This window comes from Thermoactinomyces sp. CICC 10521, from assembly GCF_016055135.1.
Lineage (GTDB): Bacteria > Bacillota > Bacilli > Thermoactinomycetales > Thermoactinomycetaceae > Thermoactinomyces_A > Thermoactinomyces_A daqus.
Genome location: NZ_JAECVZ010000003.1, coordinates 73,311 through 92,844, shown reverse-complemented (window position 1 = coordinate 92,844; position 19,534 = coordinate 73,311). Strand labels below are relative to the sequence as shown.

General features: G+C 49.8%; 22 protein-coding genes. 15 read left to right on the top strand and 7 right to left on the bottom strand.

Annotated features, from left to right (window positions below):
• Positions 1-35: 35 nt before the first annotated feature.
• On the bottom strand, positions 36-1,568 hold the full coding sequence (gene hutH, locus I8U17_RS03705; RefSeq protein WP_198054990.1) for a histidine ammonia-lyase: 1,533 nt from the start codon (positions 1,566-1,568) through the stop codon (positions 36-38).
• Between the two features lie 221 nt (positions 1,569-1,789).
• Between hutH and I8U17_RS03700 the strand changes: the two genes are divergently transcribed.
• The 4 genes from I8U17_RS03700 (at position 1,790) to I8U17_RS03685 (ending at position 4,556) form a co-directional block, all read left to right on the top strand.
• A complete protein-coding gene (locus tag I8U17_RS03700; RefSeq protein WP_033099159.1) occupies positions 1,790-2,257 on the top strand; it encodes a hypothetical protein in 468 nt (155 codons plus the stop codon).
• Between the two features lie 221 nt (positions 2,258-2,478).
• Positions 2,479-3,030 carry an NADPH-dependent FMN reductase gene (locus tag I8U17_RS03695; RefSeq protein WP_033099158.1) on the top strand — a complete coding sequence of 184 codons (552 nt, stop codon included), beginning with the start codon at positions 2,479-2,481 and terminating at the stop codon, positions 3,028-3,030.
• A gap of 63 nt (positions 3,031-3,093) precedes the next feature.
• Positions 3,094-3,525: a transcriptional regulator MntR gene (mntR, locus tag I8U17_RS03690; protein ID WP_033099157.1), complete on the top strand. Its 432-nt coding sequence runs from the start codon at positions 3,094-3,096 to the stop codon at positions 3,523-3,525.
• Between the two features lie 53 nt (positions 3,526-3,578).
• Entirely contained in the window at positions 3,579-4,556 is a 978-nt protein-coding gene (locus tag I8U17_RS03685) for a patatin-like phospholipase family protein (RefSeq protein ID WP_081943625.1), read from the top strand.
• A gap of 49 nt (positions 4,557-4,605) precedes the next feature.
• Here the strand turns inward: I8U17_RS03685 and I8U17_RS03680 are convergent, their stop codons facing one another.
• From I8U17_RS03680 to I8U17_RS03670, 3 genes are all read right to left on the bottom strand, one after another.
• Complete coding sequence (locus tag I8U17_RS03680) at positions 4,606-4,866, bottom strand: hypothetical protein (RefSeq protein WP_033099156.1); 261 nt, start codon at positions 4,864-4,866, stop codon at positions 4,606-4,608.
• Between the two features lie 18 nt (positions 4,867-4,884).
• Positions 4,885-5,814: a DUF1385 domain-containing protein gene (locus I8U17_RS03675; protein ID WP_198059075.1), complete on the bottom strand. Its 930-nt coding sequence runs from the start codon at positions 5,812-5,814 to the stop codon at positions 4,885-4,887.
• Between the two features lie 125 nt (positions 5,815-5,939).
• A complete protein-coding gene (locus I8U17_RS03670) occupies positions 5,940-6,812 on the bottom strand; it encodes a LysR family transcriptional regulator (protein ID WP_198055135.1) in 873 nt (290 codons plus the stop codon).
• A gap of 226 nt (positions 6,813-7,038) precedes the next feature.
• Between I8U17_RS03670 and I8U17_RS03665 the strand changes: the two genes are divergently transcribed.
• The 10 genes from I8U17_RS03665 to I8U17_RS03625 all read left to right on the top strand — a co-directional run bounded on the left by I8U17_RS03665 (position 7,039) and on the right by I8U17_RS03625 (position 16,228).
• Positions 7,039-7,632: a non-oxidative hydroxyarylic acid decarboxylases subunit B gene (locus I8U17_RS03665; RefSeq protein ID WP_198054988.1), complete on the top strand. Its 594-nt coding sequence runs from the start codon at positions 7,039-7,041 to the stop codon at positions 7,630-7,632.
• On the top strand, positions 7,622-9,043 hold the full coding sequence (locus tag I8U17_RS03660; protein WP_033099152.1) for a non-oxidative hydroxyarylic acid decarboxylases subunit C: 1,422 nt from the start codon (positions 7,622-7,624) through the stop codon (positions 9,041-9,043). The genes I8U17_RS03665 and I8U17_RS03660 overlap by 11 nt, the downstream gene beginning before the upstream one ends.
• A gap of 16 nt (positions 9,044-9,059) precedes the next feature.
• Positions 9,060-9,290, top strand: coding sequence for a non-oxidative hydroxyarylic acid decarboxylases subunit D (locus I8U17_RS03655; RefSeq protein ID WP_198054987.1), 231 nt, complete (start codon positions 9,060-9,062; stop codon positions 9,288-9,290).
• Between the two features lie 107 nt (positions 9,291-9,397).
• On the top strand, positions 9,398-9,859 hold the full coding sequence (locus tag I8U17_RS03650) for a pyridoxamine 5'-phosphate oxidase family protein (RefSeq protein WP_033102369.1): 462 nt from the start codon (positions 9,398-9,400) through the stop codon (positions 9,857-9,859).
• A 173-nt stretch (positions 9,860-10,032) separates the two neighbouring features.
• Complete coding sequence (locus tag I8U17_RS18270; protein ID WP_370589210.1) at positions 10,033-10,818, top strand: PEP/pyruvate-binding domain-containing protein; 786 nt, start codon at positions 10,033-10,035, stop codon at positions 10,816-10,818.
• Complete coding sequence (locus tag I8U17_RS18740) at positions 10,718-12,652, top strand: PEP-utilizing enzyme (RefSeq protein WP_370589209.1); 1,935 nt, start codon at positions 10,718-10,720, stop codon at positions 12,650-12,652. Before I8U17_RS18270 ends, I8U17_RS18740 begins: the two co-directional genes overlap by 101 nt.
• Positions 12,653-12,884: 232 nt before the next feature.
• Complete coding sequence (gene aroQ, locus I8U17_RS03640) at positions 12,885-13,322, top strand: type II 3-dehydroquinate dehydratase (RefSeq protein ID WP_033102368.1); 438 nt, start codon at positions 12,885-12,887, stop codon at positions 13,320-13,322.
• Between the two features lie 25 nt (positions 13,323-13,347).
• On the top strand, positions 13,348-14,418 hold the full coding sequence (locus I8U17_RS03635) for a M24 family metallopeptidase (protein WP_198054985.1): 1,071 nt from the start codon (positions 13,348-13,350) through the stop codon (positions 14,416-14,418).
• A gap of 17 nt (positions 14,419-14,435) precedes the next feature.
• Positions 14,436-14,993, top strand: a complete 558-nt coding sequence (efp, locus tag I8U17_RS03630; RefSeq protein WP_033102366.1) for an elongation factor P — start codon at positions 14,436-14,438, stop codon at positions 14,991-14,993.
• A 74-nt stretch (positions 14,994-15,067) separates the two neighbouring features.
• Entirely contained in the window at positions 15,068-16,228 is a 1,161-nt protein-coding gene (locus tag I8U17_RS03625) for a conserved virulence factor C family protein (protein WP_198059046.1), read from the top strand.
• 44 nt (positions 16,229-16,272) lie between these two features.
• On the opposite strand, the gene I8U17_RS03620 is transcribed toward I8U17_RS03625, so the two are convergent.
• The 3 genes from I8U17_RS03620 to I8U17_RS03610 all read right to left on the bottom strand — a co-directional run bounded on the left by I8U17_RS03620 (position 16,273) and on the right by I8U17_RS03610 (position 18,951).
• Positions 16,273-16,728 (bottom strand): DUF441 domain-containing protein, encoded by a 456-nt coding sequence (locus tag I8U17_RS03620; RefSeq protein ID WP_198059045.1) that lies wholly within the window; start codon positions 16,726-16,728, stop codon positions 16,273-16,275.
• A 58-nt stretch (positions 16,729-16,786) separates the two neighbouring features.
• The gene (gene comA / locus I8U17_RS03615; RefSeq protein WP_198059044.1) at positions 16,787-17,599 is read right to left on the bottom strand and encodes a phosphosulfolactate synthase; all 813 of its coding nucleotides are present in this window, start codon (positions 17,597-17,599) and stop codon (positions 16,787-16,789) included.
• Between the two features lie 74 nt (positions 17,600-17,673).
• Positions 17,674-18,951 carry an MFS transporter gene (locus I8U17_RS03610; RefSeq protein WP_198059043.1) on the bottom strand — a complete coding sequence of 426 codons (1,278 nt, stop codon included), beginning with the start codon at positions 18,949-18,951 and terminating at the stop codon, positions 17,674-17,676.
• Between the two features lie 139 nt (positions 18,952-19,090).
• On the opposite strand from I8U17_RS03610, the gene I8U17_RS03605 reads away from it, so the two are divergent.
• A complete protein-coding gene (locus I8U17_RS03605) occupies positions 19,091-19,498 on the top strand; it encodes a CD1247 N-terminal domain-containing protein (RefSeq protein WP_198059042.1) in 408 nt (135 codons plus the stop codon).
• Positions 19,499-19,534: the final 36 nt, after the last annotated feature.

The following is a 19,534-nucleotide window of genomic DNA, read 5'->3' as shown; positions in this document are numbered from 1 at the left end:
TATATTCAAAACGGTAAATATTCTATTCGGCCCTGTTAGATCTGGAGATCCAGTCTTTCCGCAACCGCTTTAACCAGAGAACCGCTTTTGATCAGGTGAGCGGCGATGTTGATCTCTGCATGTCCTTCACGGTCATCGTCAAGCGGAGGAACGTGTCGGCGCAAAAGCTCCCGTGCAATCAGTGTTCCCCTTCCGCATGATTTGCTGGAAAATTCCAGTGCCTGTGCGGCACACAGGTATTCGATCGCCAAGACGTTGGTTACATTTTCTATGATTTTCAGGCACTTTCGCGCACTGATCGAACCCATGCTGACATGATCTTCCTGGTTGGCCGATGACGGAATTGAATCAACTGAAGCCGGATGGGCCAAAGTTTTGTTTTCCGAGACAAGTGATGCCGCCACATACTGCATGATCATATAACCGGAATGAAGCCCGCTCCTGGCCGATAAGAAGGGGGGCAGTCCGCTCAACTGCGGGTTGACGAGGCGTTCCGTCCGCCGTTCGGAGATATTGGCGATCTCCGCAAGGGCGATGGCGAGAAAATCGGTGGTGAGGGCCAATGGTTGTCCGTGAAAATTTCCGCCGGAGATCACTTCTCCTTCACTGGCAAAAATGAGCGGATTGTCCGTTGCCGCATTCATTTCCTGTACAATTGTCTTCGCTGCATAGTGATAGGCATCTTTGGAAGCTCCATGCACTTGAGGGATGCAACGTAAACTGTAGGCATCCTGCACTCTTTTCTCTCCCGGCCGGGTGGTTCGTCCGCTTTCCGCGAGCAAGGCCAGCATGTTTTTCGCTGTGACGATTTGTCCGTAATGACCCCGAACCTGCTGAATGAGCGGGTGAAAAGCATCGGGGATTCCTTCCAGCGCTTCCACGGTCATCGCGGCGATGATATCGGCTGCTTTCAGTAAGTTTTCCGCATAGAGTACAGCCAGGGCACCGATGCTGCACATCATTTGCGTACCATTGATCAGCGCCAGTCCTTCTTTCGCTTCCAGACGGATCGGTTTCATCCCCAGCCGGGCCAGCGCTTCTTTGGCAGGGATTCGATGCCCGTCGTGAATCACATCACCCAGGCCGATGAGAGGAAGACACATATGGGAAAGAGGCGCCAGGTCACCACTTGCACCGAGAGAACCCTGGGACGGGATCACCGGATGAACTTCGTGATTTAAAAGCGAGATGAGCATTTGCACAACGGACGGACGGATTCCGGAGAAACCTTTGGCCAGCGCGTTGATGCGGAGCAACATCGTCCCGCGCACCACTTCTTCCGGCAAAGGTTCACCGACACCGCAGGCATGGCTTTTCAGCAGATTGTGCTGCAAATTGTGCACTTCTTCCGGGGCGATCAAAACGTCACACAACTTTCCGAATCCGGTGGAGATTCCGTAAACTGCCCTTTCGTCGGAAAGTAATTTCGCCACATATTTCTGCGATGCCTCCATCCGTTCAATCGCGCAGTCGGAGAGTTCCACTGGTGCTTTGTTGAAAACAACTTCTGCAAATTGCTGGAAAGTTAAGCGGTCCCCGTAAATGAAAATGGCCGGTTTCTTCGTCATATTATCACTTTCCCTTTTTATTTAATTAGAGAATACAAGAGAAAGGAGGGTTAGGCGTTGGCCCGACCCTCCTTTCTTCAGAGCATCCTCTATAAACTTGTTTGCCTATTATTATAGGCAATCAAACGGGGGCACGTCTATCTTGCTGGATCACTTTTCACCGCAACAGAAAAAGATGCATAAGTTAAGAAAACGGGTTTAGTTGGGAGGTGTAGGAAAGCATGCCTTGCACCAACCGCAATCTTCTTAAAAACGGCAACTTTCGGAGCGGAATTTTCCCTTGGACGGGAACGGGAATCAAGTGGGTCAAGAACCCGTTTCAAGAAGGGGACGTTTCCGTTCTGATGAAAGGCAGTGCGACCAACCACGCAGTGTTAAAACAGACCATCCCGGGTGAGTTTGAAGAAGAATGTTCCTATTATTTGAATTTCCGCGTTCTCAATGTCACGTCCGGTGGTGGCGAAGCCATATTGTATGCCGCGGTATCCTATTTGGACGGGAGAAAAAATCTGATTCGCACAACACCGCTGTTGATAGAACCGCCGGCCGGCTCTTCCAGCTGGTATTCTTATTTTTCGATCGTTCCGCCTCCTCCTGCGAAAACGCGATTCGCCACTGTGGTCTTTTTGCTTGCGAAGGGAGAATTGCTGGTTGATTATATCCGTTTCGCTTCTCATTCCATTTCATGATTTTTTTCATTTTAAAAGCTGCCTGGCGGGTGGCTTTTTCTGTATGACTTCTCTTTTCATCCCCGGACTGCGCGGGGAAGTGATTGATCGTTTTTGTTTTTTTGTAGAAATGAGGAGACAAATTCGATATACTGTAACGTGCAAAACCATATTGATGTTTATGGGTATTTTATAAAAAAGACGATAAATACATATTTCCTGAAAAGAGGAGTGTGGACGGAATGAAAATATTAGCTGTTCCGGGGAGTTTGAGCACCAATTCGACAACCCATCTGGCTGTAGGCATCGTGGCGGAAGCGGCACGTAAGGCCGGAGCCGAGGTCGAGGTATTTGATCTGCGGAAAAACCCGTTGCCGATTTATGACGCTCGTTCGGATGAATCCACTTATCCCGACAATGTTCACTTGTTTAAGAAAAAAATGTTGGAAGCAGATGGATTTATCCTAGGTTCGCCCGAATACCACGGCAGCATCTCCGGGGTTTTGAAAAATGCCCTTGATTTTATCGGTGCACGCGAACTTGAAGGGAAATTTGTCGCTTTGGTGGGCACTGCCGGCGGGGCAATGGGGGCAACCAACACAGTCAACACTTTAAATATCATCTGCCGTACACTGCATGCCTGGCCTCTGCCCTCGATGCCGTCGGTTCCCCAATCTTATATGGCCTTTAATCCGGACGGAACCCTCAAGGATGAAAAATTGCAAAAGCGATTGGAAGAACTGGGGCAAAATCTGGTGGCCACAATCACACGCCATGGCGTTTTGACGCGATAAACCGCTTGAGACGGGAGGCATGGCATGGAGAATCAATTTTGGACGGATAGGGGGACCTCTTAAATGACGACACCGAGTATGGAAGATTACTTGGAGAACATTTACAAGTTAATTGAACAAAAGGGATACGCAAGAGTCTCCGATATTGCCGAAGCGTTGGAGGTACACCCCTCATCTGTCACGAAAATGGTGCAAAAACTGGATCAGAGTAATTATCTTGTTTACGAAAAATATCGTGGTTTGGTTCTGACCCCCAAAGGGAAAAAAATAGGAAAACGGCTGGTTGACCGCCATCATTTGCTGGAGGAATTTTTGCGGTTGATCGGCGTCAGCGAGGAACAGATTTACCATGATGTTGAAGGCATCGAACACCATTTGAGCTGGGATTCAATCACCTGTATCGAAAATTTGGTTCGGTTATTGGAAAATAATCCGGATTTGGTAAAACATTTGCATACAATAAAAGAAGCAGACGCTGATGATGAATCACGCTAACCCATGGACTCGTCCTTGGGTTTTTTCATTCATTTTTTGCTAGGAGGATGGGGATGGAAGGAAATGAGGTTTGGGCCGATGCTGTCTTTGAAGGCGGGGGAGTGAAGGGGATCGGGCTTGTCGGTGCCCTGTCTGTGGCCGAAGATCATGGATACAGATGGAAAAAGGTGGCCGGCACTTCCGCAGGGGCCATGATTGCGACGTTATCGGCAGCCGGATACACGGCGAAGGAATTGTATGAGATCTTGCTTCAAAAGGATTTTTCTGAATTTTTAATCCGGACTTGGTATGGGCGTATTCCCTATCTGGGACCGGCACTCAGCTTATGGATTAAGAAAGGATTTTATTCCGGCGATGCCCTGGAAAAATGGGTGGAGAAACTCCTTTTGCAGAAGGGGATTGCCACCTTCGATGATTTCGGGGAAGAGGTGCCTGTTCACCTGATCGCATCGGATATCACGCGCGGGCGTTTGCTCGTATTGCCACATGATTTGACGGAATATGGGTATGATCCCGGAGCATTTTCCGTGGCGAGAGTGGTTCGCATGAGTTGCAGCATTCCTTATTTTTTTGATCCGGTGAAACTGTTGCACAAACCGAGTGGAAAACCATGCTATATCGTGGATGGTGCAGTCCTGAGCAATTTCCCTGTCTGGATCTTTGACCGGGAAAATCCACGCTGGCCCACTCTCGGTTTTCGGCTTTTTTCACCGGATGAAAAAGCTTTTCACGAAATCGAGGGGCCGTTCAGCATGTTTATTTCCATTTTTTTGACCATGATGGATGCGCATGATAACCGCTACATTAAGGAACACGATGGGGTGCGGACGATTCAAGTGCCCACTTTGGGGATTAAATTAACTGATTTTTCATTATCGGCAGAAAAAAAGAGGGAGCTGTTTCAGGCGGGGGCCCGGGCAGCAGAGAGTTTCTTCAGTACATGGGATTACCGCAAACATTTGGCCGACCGCGCGAAAAAACAGGGGATTTCCTACAATCTGCGCCCTGGTGACAAGGCCGGAAACGGGTAAAAAACAGCCCTTATTCCGCAAGTCCTAGGCGGTATAAGGGCTGGGGAGTTTAATATTTTTTGTTTCCGTCAATCACCTGAAACGGCCTTTTCTTTTTGCGGGCTTTTTTGCCTTTGTTTTTTTTCGCGAGCGGTGGATGGGCAGAAGTGAATCTGAGCAACCACTGTGGGGGTGTCTTAAACAGGAAATAGATCAGCGCAATAATGATCACAGGCAGCAAAATCGAGAAGGGTGCCCTGATCAGCTGAACCACAAAACCGAGACCTGCCAAGCCGAGAATGAGGTAATGCCAAGCTTTGGCTGATTTCATTATCAACCCCACCCCTTTTTAATTAAATGCTGGCGTGGTGCGCTGAACGCCGTTGGCCAGGCGTGCTTCTGCTTGGGCGTCCAGTTCCCGCATGCGGTTAAACGCAGCAATTGCCACTTCCACCTGATCGTCGGTCGGCTCTTTTGTTGTCAATTTTTGCAACCAAAGTCCCGGATATCCGAGCCAGGCTAGAATCGGGATATCTTTAACGGCGTTTGTCATCCGTAAAAGCTCGTAGGAAAGGCCGATTACGAGCGGAATCAGCGCCAGGCGAATCAGGATGCGATCCCATACGCTATGGTAAGTGAAAAATGAGTAGAGGATGACACCGACGATGATCGAGAGAATGATAAAACTGCTTCCGCAGCGGTAATGAAGCGTGGAATGTTTTTGCACATTCGTTACGGTTAATTCTTCCCCTCGTTCAAAGGCGGTAATCACTTTATGCTCGGCACCGTGGTATTGAAAAACGCGCTTGATCAAGGGGGTAAATGAGATGCCACAAAGGTAGGCAAGCAGAAGGATGGTTTTAATGGCTCCTTCAATTAAACTCTGCAAAAACATACTATGCACGAAACGGTCAAACAGGATGCTGGCGAGAAAGGCGGGCAGGGCGGTAAAGACCATTTTTCCGATGAGCAGGGACAAAATGCCGACCATGGCGACACCGAGAATCATCCCCCATTTGGAACTTGATTGATTCTCCTGTACGCTCTCATCGGCTGATTCCGCTTCCTCATCATGATCGCGTTCGAACATGTCAGATGCAAACTGCAAATGCTTTGCCCCGGAGGCACTGGCCAATACCAGAGCAACAATTCCACGCACAAGCGGAATTTTGCTTAACCACTTCAAGCCGGGTTGTCCTTGTTTTTTCACCTCAAAAAACTCGATTTCCCCAGTTTTTCGCCTCACGGCGGTCACTTGTGCATAACGGCCGCCAAACATCACGCCCTCAACGACCGCTTGCCCGCCATATGCTACAGGTTTGTCAGCCAATTTCTGGTTGCACCACCTTCATTTTATCTGGAAGGAACAAACATTTGGTGGTTTTATTCTAACATAAGGTGAAACTAAAACAAATGCAAAAACTCCTTGGCTGATCTGGATAAATAGCTGTTGGCTCTCCAAATGACAGCCGGTTCCATCACCAAAGGATCATTCTTGAAACGGAGAATTTTAAAATTGCCGAAAGGATTGAGTGAAAGCATGGACAAAGGGAGGATTGTTGCACCGAATCCGGCTGAGACCAGACTGAGCAGCATGGCGGAGTCATGGCATTCGCACAGAATATTCGGTTCTCGTTCCAAACGTTGAAACTCATTGATGATCTGATCATACAACCCTTTGCCGTGCAGGGGACGAAGCAGAATCAGGGGCAAGTCGGAGATATTGGCCAGTTCCGTATATGTGTCGTACGGAACCGTCCATTTTTCCGGCAAAACAAGAACACAGGGATCCGCTGGCAAAACGCGCTTTTCGATATTGCGCCCGGAAACCGAACTGGTGGCAATCGCGATTTCAATCTGCCGGCTTTCCAATAGCTCAAGCAAACGGGGAGACTCCCCTTCCCAAATGTTGAAGGTGAGAGCGGGATTGCGTTTCCGAAGGAGCATCACTTTTTCCAGCATCAAGGAAGCGCAATATATGGTGGACCCGACCGCCAGGGTTCCGCTGACCCTTTCCCTTAACTCCCGGACTTCCACAATGGCCGTTTCCAGATGATTGAGCGTTTCTTTTGCTCTTTTCAGAAACAGTTCGCCCTCATGGGTAAGCGTCAAGCATTTCTTTTTATTCCGTTCAAACAGAGTAACCCCCAGCTCCTCTTCCATTCTCTTCAGCTGCCTGCTCAGCGGAGGCTGTGCCATATGAAGCCGTCTCGCCGCACCTGTAATCGTTTTTTCTTCGGCGATGGCAACAAAATATTTTAACTGGCGAATATCCATTCGTTCTCCTTCTCTCCGTTCAGATGTCAGGATGGAGGTTGCCAACGTTCAAAAATCACTCCATCCCATTCTTGTATTTAATTAATCAACAGACCTCTTAGTATATACTTTAAAAGTATTATATGTATGTTTTTTAGATATTTCAAATATGGCAAAAAGAGGAGTATACTTTAAATTTGTAAAGGCTACTTTAAAAAAGCGTTGATTGATAGAAAGGAGGGGCGGGATGAGGATTATATTGGGGATGTCCGGTGCCACGGGGGCGATTTTCGGGGTGCGCACCCTTCAGTTGCTGAAAGAAGCTGGAGTGGAAACCCATTTGGTTCTCTCTCCGTGGGCCGCAGCGACCATCCGGTTGGAAACACCTTACTCGGTTAAAGATGTGGAAAAACTTGCGGACTATACTTATTCTTACAAGGATCAGGCAGCCAAAATATCGAGCGGATCTTTTCAGGTTGACGGGATGATTGTTGCTCCATGCAGCATGAAGACCCTGGCTTCCATCCGCATCGGGTTGGCAGATAATCTCCTGACCCGTGCCGCCGATGTCATTCTGAAAGAAAGAAAAAAGCTTTTGTTGATGACGCGGGAAACCCCTCTCAGTACCATTCATCTTGAAAATATGTTGGAACTGTCGCGAATGGGAGCCGTTATTTTCCCGCCGATGCCTGCTTTTTATAATCTTCCCAAAAAATTGGATGACCTGGTTGACCATATCGCTTTTCGGGCGCTTGATCAGTTTGGAATTCATCTGCCGGGAGCAAAGAGATGGGAAGGAATGCATTCGCAATCAAAGGGAGGGAATGAAGATGGCATATAAAGATTTGCGCGACTTTCTGGCGACATTGGAAAAAGAAGGGCAACTGCTGACGATCAGTGATGAGGTGAAACCCGAGCCTGATCTCGGGGCGGCAGCCCGTGCGATCAGCAATCTGGGAGATCAGACCCCCGCACTTTTGTTCAATAATATATACGGATACAAAAATGCCCGCGTGGTCATGAATCTCCATGGTTCTTGGCCGAATCATGCTCTGATGATGGGACTGCCCAAAAATACGCCGCTAAAAGAACAGTTTTTTGAGTTCGCCCGTCGCTACAGCCAGTTTCCGGTTCCCGTCCAGCGGGAAGAAACCGCTCCTTTTCATGAAGTTGAAATTACGGAAAACATCAACCTGTTCGAGATTCTTCCTGTGTTTCGTCTAAACCAGGGCGACGGGGGTTTTTATATTGACAAAGCCTGTGTCATCTCGCGCGATGTGAATGATCCTGAGCATTTCGGCAAGCAAAACGTGGGGATTTACAGAATGCAGGTAAAAGGAAAAGACCGTCTGGGAATTCAACCGGTTCCGCAACACGATATTGGCATTCATTTGCGGCAGGCGGAAGAGCGGGGCGAAAATTTGCCGGTTGCGATTGCGCTCGGTTGTGAACCGGTGATTTCCACTGTTGCCGCCACACCGCTCTTATACGATCAATCCGAATATGAAATGGCCGGTGCCATTCAAGGAGAACCGTATAAGGTCGTCAAAGCGAAACTTTCCGATCTCGATATCCCCTGGGGTGCAGAAGTGGTATTGGAAGGGGAAATCCTGGCCGGAGTGCGTGAATTCGAAGGTCCGTTTGGAGAATTTACCGGCCATTATTCCGGCGGGAGAAGCATGCCTGTGATCCAGATCAAACGCGTGTACCACCGTAAAAATCCCATCTTTGAACATCTGTATTTAGGCATGCCCTGGACGGAAGTCGATTATATGATCGGCATCAACACGTGCGTTCCCCTTTATCAACAACTGAAAGAAGCGTTCCCGGAAGAAATTGTCGCAGTCAATGCCATGTATACCCATGGCCTCGTTGCCATTATTTCCACCAAACGCCGTTACGGCGGTTTTGCCAAAGCGGTGGGGATGCGGGCGTTGACGACACCGCACGGTTTGGGATATTGCAAGCTTGTCATCGTCGTCGACGAAGATGTCGATCCCTTTAATCTTCCGCAGGTGATGTGGGCTTTATCGACGAAGATGCACCCGAAACACGATGCCGTCATCATTCCGGATCTGTCGGTTCTTCCGCTTGACCCCGGCTCCAATCCGGCCGGCATTACGCATAAAATGATTCTTGATGCAACAACACCGGTGGCTCCGGAAACGAGAGGGCATTATTCCCAGCCGCTCGATTCTCCTTTGGGTACGGAGAAATGGGAGAAGATCCTGGGTGATATGCTTAGAAAGTAAAAAGGAGTGTGTAGCCATGCATACGTGTCCGCGATGTGAGTCGGAGAAAGCGGAAGTGGTGACCAAATCACCGGTTGAAGGGGCCTGGGAAGTATATCAGTGCCCGGTTTGCCTGTTTACCTGGCGTTCGTCCGAACCTGAAACGATCACGGATCCGAAAAAATACAACAAGGCGTTTAAAGTTGATCCTGCCGATGTTCCGCGTGCGACCAAGGTGCCGGCTGTACCGGAGCGGATCGTCAAATGATCTCCACTGGCGTGACAGCACCTTTGCGAAGAAGGTGACAGCTGGTGCAATGAAACGGGAAGCTCGCTGTTTCAAAAGCGATGCTGTTCAAGGAAAGAGTGAGAAAGATGGAAAATCAGAGGATTTCCGAAGAATTATGCCAGCTCTTCAATGGCCGGTCGCTTGAGGAGAAGCAGCATGAGGCCATGATGTTGCTGACTGTGACGGAAGATCTGTGGCCGCATATTGCCATGGTGAGTGTGGGGGAAATTCTGGCGCTTGACCGGACGCATCTGCGCCTGGCGCTCTGGCCTGGAACGACTACAACAGCGAATATCCTCCGCACAGGGAAAGCAACGCTTGTTGTTTTCTTTGCAGGAAAAGCGCACTATGTCCGGCTCTCTTTGAAAAGATTGCCCGAATTGCCGGGGGCCAGACACAAGCGGGAACGTTTTGCGGCGTCCGTTGTTTCCGCACGCGAAGATGTGGCGAAATACGCGGAGATCCGTTCAGGCGTCACAATCGATTTGAAAGATCCGGATGCGGTTCTCACCCGTTGGAGTGAAACGCTGGAGGAATTGGCCAAATAATAAAGGAATCAGGTTCGCCGAGAGTTGTTCTGTGACGAGACAGAGCAACTCTTTTTTCATGTACACGTCTTTGGGATATATCGCTTTACAATGGGATATCACTATATTAGGCTGAACATGAGGAAAGTAAGTACTTACCTTATTAAAGTTCGGGCTGGAAGGGGATATGTCGGGTGGATTCATATATTTTGTTTTTCGATCAGGTGGATCGATCCAGCCTTTCCGTTGTCGGAGGGAAAGGGGCAAACCTGGGTGAATTGACCAAGGCCGGTTTTCCGGTGCCGGACGGTTTTTGTGTGACAACATTCGCTTATCAGGATTTTATGGCCACAAGCCCGGAAATGGATGCAATGCTTGATGAACTGAATGCCGTAAACCCGAATGATTTACCACGGCTGCGGAAGTTGGGAGAGCGCATCCGCGCACATATCCGGCAATTGGACATCCCTGTCCGGTTGGCGGAGCAAATTGTTCAAGCCTGGGAAAAGGTCGGAAAAGAGTATGCTTATGCGGTTCGTTCCAGTGCGACGGCGGAGGATCTGCCTGCCGCTTCCTTCGCCGGCCAGCAGGATACTTTCCTGAACATCAGGGGACAGGATGAATTGTTGCGTCATGTCCGGAAATGCTGGGCATCTCTGTTTACCGACCGCGCAATTTCATATAGGTCCAAAAACGGCTTTGATCACCGCCAGGTTTATCTTTCGGTCGTGGTGCAGCGAATGGTGAATCCGGAAATATCGGGGATTATGTTCACGGCTGATCCGGCTTCCGGGAACCGCCAAATCATTTCCATCGATGCCGGTTTCGGCTTGGGGGGAAGCGATTGTATCGGGAATCGTCTCACCGGATTTATACAGGGTGAGAGCGGGACGGATCATCGACAAAAAAATCGCCGAAAAGAAAATCGCGATTTTTTCCCTGCCGGAAGGGGGAACGGTGAAAAAGGAGTTGCCCCTTGACCAACAAAGACAGCAAGCGCTGACAGACGAACAGATCGTGCAGCTGGCTGACCTGGGAAAAAGAATCGAGGCTCATTTTGGTTCCCCGCAGGATATCGAGTTTTGTCTGGAAGACGGACGGATTTTTGTGGTGCAGAGCCGTCCGGTCACATCACTGTATCCCTTGCCGGAACTTCCGCAAGAGCCTCTGCATGTCCTGGTCTCATTCGGCTATATGCAAATGATGACCGATGCCATGAAACCGCTTGGGATCTCCGTAATGCGAACGGTTTTTCCGAAATCTGTTCTTTTGGAAGCAGGAGGACGTCTTTTTATTGATCCGACCGAATTGCTTCGCACCAAGCCGGGAAGAAGAATAGTGCCCAAAGCGTATGAGCAGTTATTCGATGAAGGACTCGCCCGGGCGATTGATGAAGTGATTCGGCGGCCCGAGTTTGAACGGGTTTCTCCCGGGCCGGGATTGATCAGACTCATGGTCCGGATGATGGTTCCCATCGTGAAAGATATATGGAAAAACTTGTGGAAGCGCGATCCGAAATCGGCAAAAAGCAAAGTTGAAAGCTTTATGGAGAAAAAGCAATCGGAAATCCGTGCAGAGTTGCAGGGGAAAAGCGGGGCAAGCCGGCTGGAAGCAGTGCAACATCAATTGGGCGTTTTGGGGAAGGAGATTGCCCCGAAACTCTTGCCATACGTCGCCTGTTATCCGATCGCCTTTCTTCTGTTGAAGAAAATGCTGGGGGATGTCAAAGAATTGCATCAATTAAATAAATCCCTCCCTGGCAATATCACGAGCAGAATGGGGCTGGAGATCGGCGATTTGGCTGATCTGGTGCGGGAATTGCCTGAGGTAGAAGCATATTTGCAAAAAGCAAACGACGCGACTTTTTATGAAGGGCTTTTACAAGTTCGCGGAGGAGAGCGATTCAAGGCAGCCTTTGCAGCTTTTATCGCCAAATACGGAATGAGATGCCCGGGGGAAATCGATTTGACAAGGCCCCGCTGGCGTGAAGCACCGACCCGGCTGGTTCCCGCCATCCTGGGACACATGCGCAGCGTGAAGCCGGGAGAACATCGGCATAAATTTATCCGTGGCGAACAGGAAGCCCGGGAAGCGGCACAGCGGATAATGGATCAGGTAAAGCAAAGCGGTTTTAAGTCCAAACGGGTTCGGCGTCTCATTGAGGTGTACCGCTATATGGGCGAACTGCGGGAGCACCCCAAATATCTGTTTGTTTCCATTCTGGATGAATGCAAAAAAGCGATCCTGGCCGAAGCGGAAGAACTGGTGAAGAAAGGAATTCTCAACGAGAAGGAAGATGCGTTTTTCTTTACTCTTGACGAGTTGATTCAACTGACAAAGGGAGAGTTTTATCGGGATATCTTCGCTTGTCTGGCCGATCGCAAAGAAAAATACGAATGGCATCAGACGTTAAAGCCGCCAAAGGTTATGACGAGCGAAGGAGAGGTGGTTACCCCTTCCCCGAGAAAAGGAGAGTTTCCCGGCGGCGCGCTGATCGGAACTCCCGCTTCTGCCGGAGTGGCAGAAGGAATCGCCCGGGTTGTTCTCAAACCGGAAGAAGCTCATCTGAACGAAGGAGAGATTCTGGTTGCCCCTCATACTGATCCCGGCTGGACTCCGTTATTCCAGTCAGCCAAAGCGCTGGTCACAGAAGTGGGCGGGTTGATGACACACGGTTCCGTCGTGGCCCGGGAATATGGAATCCCAGCTGTGGTCGGAGTCGACGGGGCGACCGGAAAGATCAAGGACGGGCAGAGGATTCGGGTGGACGGAAATCAAGGATTTGTGGAAATCTTAGCGCAAACGGCCGGTTGAATAGAAATCAATAGCGGGGTTAAACTATTATCTGAATCGAAGGTTCATACCCCTTTATTTTTCCTGTTCCCTCGTTGATCGGGGGAATTTTTCTGTGAAAGCGGGAATACCTCTCGACTGGCCGCTTCCGGAAGGCATGAATGTTTCCCGTCAAAAGAAGAGATTCTTCCTCCTGCTCTCCTTTCCCGTAATTTTGTGGTACAATGACGGGAGGAAGCGGGGAGGTGATAGGGTGGCGAAGGTGCTTGTTTTGCACGGTCCCAACTTGAACTTGCTGGGTAAAAGGGAGAAGCAGGTTTATGGTCAGACCAGTTTGACGGAGATTAATCGCCGATTGATCTCCATGGGGAGAGAGTGGGGACTGGATGTCGAATGTTTCCAAAGCAACATCGAAGGGGAACTGATCAATCAAATTCACGGCGCAGAGAGCCGATTCGACTACATAATTTTCAACCCGGGTGCCTATACCCATTACAGTTATGCTCTGCGCGATGCGATCGCTTCCGTCGATGTTCCCGTAATTGAAGTGCACTTATCCAATATCCATGCCCGGGAGGCATTTCGGCATACTTCTGTCACTGCGCCCGTTTGCCGTGGACAAATTGTCGGCTTTGGCCCCTTGAGTTATGAATTGGCCCTGTCGGCAGTCCGGCAGTGGAGCCAGACCTAATCTGATAAAGAACGGGGTGAAACCAATGGAACAGAGGATTGACCGCTTGCGCACAAAAATGGCTGAAGCCGGTTTGGACAGCTTTTTGATCAGCAATCCGTATAACCGTCGCTACATATCCGGGTTTACGGGTTCGGCGGGCCTGGTGTTGATCACCGCTTCAGAAGCGATCTTGATCACCGATTTTCGCTATTTGACGCAGGTGAAAGAGCAGGCCCCCCATATGACATTGGTTCAGCACACGGGGTCGATTTTCGGGACGGTTGCCAAAGAATGTCAGAAACTTGGCGTGAAAAAACTGGCCTTTGAGCAGGATCATCTGACTTTTGCCGAGGCGATGAAGCTCAAAGCCACATTGGACGGAATCGAAACGGAACCGGTCAGCGGGATTGTTGAAGAAATGCGCATGATCAAAGATGCGGAAGAACTGAAGATCATCCGGGATGCCGCGAAAATCGTCGACCGCACCTTTGAAACCCTCATCGGGGAGCTGAAACCGGGGATGAAAGAAAAGGAGGTCGCTTTGCGCATTGAAGTGCTGATGCGGGAAATGGGAGCCTCTTCATCCTCATTTGAGACGATCGTTGCTTCCGGAAAACGTTCGGCGCTGCCGCATGGAACGGCAAGTGAGAAAAAACTGGAGAAAGGTGACCTGGTAACGCTCGACTTTGGCGCCTATTATCAAGGATACGCTTCCGATATCACGCGCACGGTGGTGCTCGGCAAACCGGACGGGAAACAAAAAGAGATTTATGATATTGTATTAGAGGCTAACAAACAAACCGTATCCGCGGTTCGTTCCGGAATGACCGGGCGCGAGGCTGATCGCGTCGCCCGTGATTACATCAGCAAACACGGGTATGGCGATTATTTCGGCCATGGAACCGGCCATGGGCTGGGCCTGGAAGTTCACGAAGCGCCGAGGCTTTCCACCATGGGTGACACGGTGCTCACCCCGGGAATGGTTGTTACCGTGGAACCGGGAATTTATCTCCCTGATTTTGGCGGGGTGCGCATTGAGGACGATGTCGTTGTTACGGAATCCGGCAATGAAGTGATCACCCATGCCAATAAAGAATTGATTATCATCGATTAGAGTTGGAGGATGCAAGCATGATCAGTGTAAACGATTTTCGTACCGGCCTTACCATCGAATTGGATGGTGATGTTTGGCAAGTATTGGAGTTTCAACATGTAAAACCGGGGAAAGGGGCAGCCTTTGTCCGTTCCAAACTGCGCAACTTGCGCAACGGAAATATTCAGGAACGCACATTCCGCGCCGGTGAAAAAGTGCAGCGCGCGATGGTGGAAACCCGCCAAATGCAATATCTGTATGAAAGCGGCGGAGAGTACACGTTTATGGATAATGAAACTTACGATCAGATCACCCTTCCGGCAGAACGCCTGGAATATGAGCTCAATTTCCTGCAAGAAAACATGAATGTGAACATCGTCTCATACAAGGGTGAAACAATCGGGATTCAATTGCCCAACACCGTGGAACTGGAAGTGGTGGAAACCGATCCCGGCATCCGTGGGGATACAGCGACCGGCGGCAGCAAACCGGCAAAGCTTTCCACCGGATTCGTCGTTCAGGTTCCGTTGTTTATCAACGTGGGGGATCGTCTCGTGGTCGATACCCGCAGCGGAGAATATGTGTCCCGCGCGTAAGTCTGTCCTCAAAAACCTCTGTGGCTCAAAGGCTATGGAGGTTTTGTATTATTTCCGTGAAGAGGAGGAGAAGAATGAAAATTGTCTCAGTTGAACCAACACCCAGCCCGAATGTGATGAAACTGAATCTGGATGAATCGCTTGAACCGGGCAAGAGCTATAATGTGAGCAGAGAAAAGCAGGAAGGGGCCCCCGATTATCTGCGGAAACTGGTCGCCATCGACGGGGTGACCGGAGTGTTTCAGGTTCTTGATTTTATTTCTCTTGAGCGCCATCCCAAAGCCGACTGGGAAACGGTGTTGGCGGCGGCCCGGGCCGTTTTGGGAGAAACTGCGCCGACAAAAGAAACGAAGACGGGAAATCTTGTGACGGATACTTCGGAGGATGCGTCGTTTGGTGAAGTGGAGGTGCAGATTCAGCAGATTAAAGATATTCCTATGCAAGTCAAAATCATAAAAAATGGGGAGGAAACGCGGTTTGGACTGCCGGAGCGGTTTAAAGAGGCCGTGATGCAGGCGCAAAAGGCGACGACCAATCTCGTTTTTGAGCGGAAATGGGTGCAGCAGAAACCGCGCTATGGCGATGTTCAGGAAGTGGGGGCCCAGGTGGTTGAAGAGATATCGGCCGCGTATGATGAAGAGCGCCTCAAGCGCCTGGTGGAACTCGCCTTTGCTTCCGATCAGGAGAAAGAGAAGCAAAAAACGGCCATCAGCAGGGAAGAAGTGCTCGCCGCTTTTCGCGAGGAGGATTGGAAAAAGCGGTATGCGGCTTTGGAACAATTTGAACCCAGCCTGGATGATACCGACATTTTGGATCTGGCCCTGTCCGATTCCAAAGCTGCAATTCGCCGCCTGGCGGTGGTTTATCTGGGGTTTTTGGAAAACAAAGAGGTGCTTCCCTTCCTTTATCGCGCCTTGAAAGATGCGTCGCCGATCGTGCGCCGGACGGCAGGCGATACGTTGTCGGATCTGGGGTATGCAGAAGCCATTCCGGCGATGTGCGAAGTGTTGACGGACCCGAACAAATTGGTGCGGTGGCGCGCGGCGAGATTTTTATATGAAATCGGCGATGAAACGGCTCTGCCGGCACTTCGTCAGGCGGCAAACGATCGGGAATTTGAAGTGCGTTTACAGGCCAGAATGGCGCTGGAGAGGATTGAGCGGGGAGAAGAAGCCAGCGGAACCGTGTGGCAGCAGATGATGAGGAAAATGGAAGAAGACCGCAAAGATCAGTGAAAGAGAAAAGCCCTTCGCCGAAAAGTGAAGGGCTTGCAATCGATTCAGTTCAGCCACCATTTAAACAGTTTCAATAAAAAGGCGGTGATTCCTGCAGCCATCAGCGGTCCGACTGGAATGCCCCTTAAAAATAAAATGCCGAAGATGGAGCCGAGTACCATGCCGACGATCAACTGCGGATCGACTTTCAGGAGATCAAGCCCTTTCCCGTTCATGTATGTCGCCAGTGCCCCACCGAGGAGCGCCAGGATTCCGGGGAGAGTTAAAAACACCTGAGCGATATCTTTCGATTGAATGCGTCCGCTGGCGAAAGGGACAAGAACGGCGATCGTCAGAAATAGAAGGCCGAACTCCATGCCGCGGCGTTCCAGCGCAAGAAAGTAACGTTCCAGGTGAATAAATTTCAACATCAGCAAAAGGCTTGCCGCAGTTGAGATAATGGGCGATTTCCCTAACATACCAATAATAATGAGACCGACGAGCAAAAGATCGGGATTCATGAAATTTACCCCTATTTTGTGGTGTTTGTACCACTTTATGAAGGGCTTGGTTATTTTATTAACGAAATTCACGGATCATACCGCAATAGCTGGCAAACGTATCCGCCCGGAGTCCTCTCCGCAGGCATTCGAGCGCCAAAATATCGTAATGCGGAATATTTCCGAAATTGGCATTGCTCCCAAGGATCTTTAAGAGCGTGATTTGCTGATCTTTGCAGGGAGCTTCCCAGATCAGACGGTCAGGGTTTGTGCGTTCAATCAGCTGGTAGAGATCGGATAACCTGATTTTTCCCTCACGGTCAAAGATGCCAATTTCCTTGCCGTTTTCCCTTCCTTCCACAATCACGTAGGAGGCTCCGCTCTCCAGATCTTCCTCATAGGTTTTGACAAATGAAGAAACAGGATGGAGGTAACCGGATTGCTTTTTTCCGATTTCCGTTACCACTTGGAGTCCTTGCTCCCGGCAGCGTCTGATGATTTGTTTCCGGTTCTGGGAGGGAAGATCGATCGTCCCGGCCGAGACCTCCATCCACTCCATCCCTAATTCGGCGACTGTCTCGATGAACAGCTCCCATTTATTTTTGCTGTAAGCAATCTCAAAAAAGGTTCCCCCGGGGTAAAGGAAGACACCGTGCTGCTTGGCCAAAGCGACTTTTTCCCGCAAAATGTCCGCCGGAGTGACCGCGGCGGTACCAAAACCGATCTTGATAAAATCAAGATGGCAGCCGGCTAGTTCCAGCAGATCGCGAAACGCCGTTAACCCCAGCCCTTTGTCCATTACCATGGTCAGGCCGGTTTGCCGGGGTTTTTCCGCACGTGCGAGGCTGAGATCGGTGAACTCCTCATCCCATATACATTGCTTTTTCTTCAAGCCATTCGCCTCCTCTAAATGGGCTTCATTCCCAGTTTATGCATAGGCGAATGACCATGTGTCCTTTCATTTGCTTAAACAGGGGAAAGGCGTTTTTTTCGCAGCAACAGGCGGGTTTGTCCATCTTTCCCTTTCAGGCGCTGAGGCCGCCGGATAAAGATGAGCGCCAGGAAAAAGGTAATGATCAGCATGATCCCCAGTCCGATAAATAAGGGGAAAGGACGGTTGGACAAACTGCTGAAAACGGGTGGCCCCAACGCGACACCAAAAAAGCGGACGCTGTTGTATAAGGCGGTGATGATTCCGCGTTCCTGAAGTCCGATCGCCGAAGTGATCAGGGTATTGAGACAGGGAAGGATCAATCCGCTGCCAATCCCGATGAAGAAGGAACAGCCCACCAGCCAATACACATTTTTAAACCAGGGTACTGCGGCGACGGACAAAGTGGCCAAAACGAGGCCGATCAGGATAAATTTTTTCATTTTGTTCGTTTTTTCTTTCACATGGGAACCGCTCAGATAGGCGGTCAAACATAACGCAAGAAGTGGAATGGCCAAAATGACCCCCTTAAACATACCGTCAATTTTATAAATTTTTTCCAAGAAATCGGACAGATAAAAGAGAACACCGAACATCGTAAACATGATGATCGCACCGGCCAGGAAAGCGACGGACATCCATTTTCCCTGGCGGTGAAAAATCTTTATGATATGTTGTTTGTACTCGGAAAGAGGCTGCGGTTTTTCTTTTGCCGCCGGTTCATCAACCAGTTTCCACAGCGCGACCGCAGCAGGAACACAAAGCAGGGGAAAGGCGAAAAACATGGCATACCAGGTGATCATGGCGATCAAGGAACCGAGGATCGGACTCAATACCTTTCCCATCGCGTTGGAAGCTTCGATGATGCCCAGGGCTTTGCTGCGGTTTTGCTTTTTGTAGAGGTCACCGACCAAAACCATCGCGATGGGGGCTGTTCCGGCTGCACCAATGCCCTGGATGATCCGGGATGCGAGCAGCAATGTGAAAGAACCGCCTTTCCATATGGAAGAAAATCCCGCCAGCAAGCCTCCGAGACCGTACAGCAGGAGACAAAGGATCACCACCTTTTTTCGCCCGACCCTGTCGGATAAAATGCCGGCTAAAGGGATGACGATGGCAGCAGGAATGGAAAATAACGTAATCAACAAGCTGACCTGAAAAGACGTTACGTTCAGCACTTTGCTGACTGTGGGCAAAACGGGTATGAGCATGGAGTTGCCAAGAACCATGATAAACGGGATGAAACTTAAAGTGATGAGAGCCCAAAGAGTCGGCGCACGGTCTTTGCTCTCCACAGTTGAGGCTTGAGCCATGAAGTTCACCTCTCGTGCAAATCAGATTGATCTTAGCTTTCCCTGTCAAATCATTTTCTATCTGCCAGTTATTGAATGATTTTTGTCCCGGAAACGTGGAACAATAACGATAACGCTCAAGTGGATGAGGTGAAATGACATGTACGAAAGTTTAAGACGGGAAATTTCTTATATCCAGGGCCTTCTGGAGGGGGATTCCAGCCACCAACACCATGTTGAATATAAAGGATTAAACCGCTTGCTCGATATCATCGATCAGTTGATCGAGGCCAATGAGCAAATGGCCCGCCGTCTGACGGAACTGGAAGAGTATGTGGAAGCAATTGACGAGGACTTGAATGATGTGGAGCTTCTCACTTATGGTGAGGAGGATGATGAAGGGATGGTTGAGGTCGTCTGCCCGGAATGCGGCGAAGAAGTGCTGCTGGATGAAGAGGATTTGGAAGATGATTCCGTCGAACTCCTCTGCCCCAAATGCCATACGCTGCTTGAAGTGGAAGATGTGAACGAAGAGGAAGTGGATGATTTAATTACCGCCACTGAATAGATGGATCCCTTTTTGATCTGGATGGAGCGGAAAAGG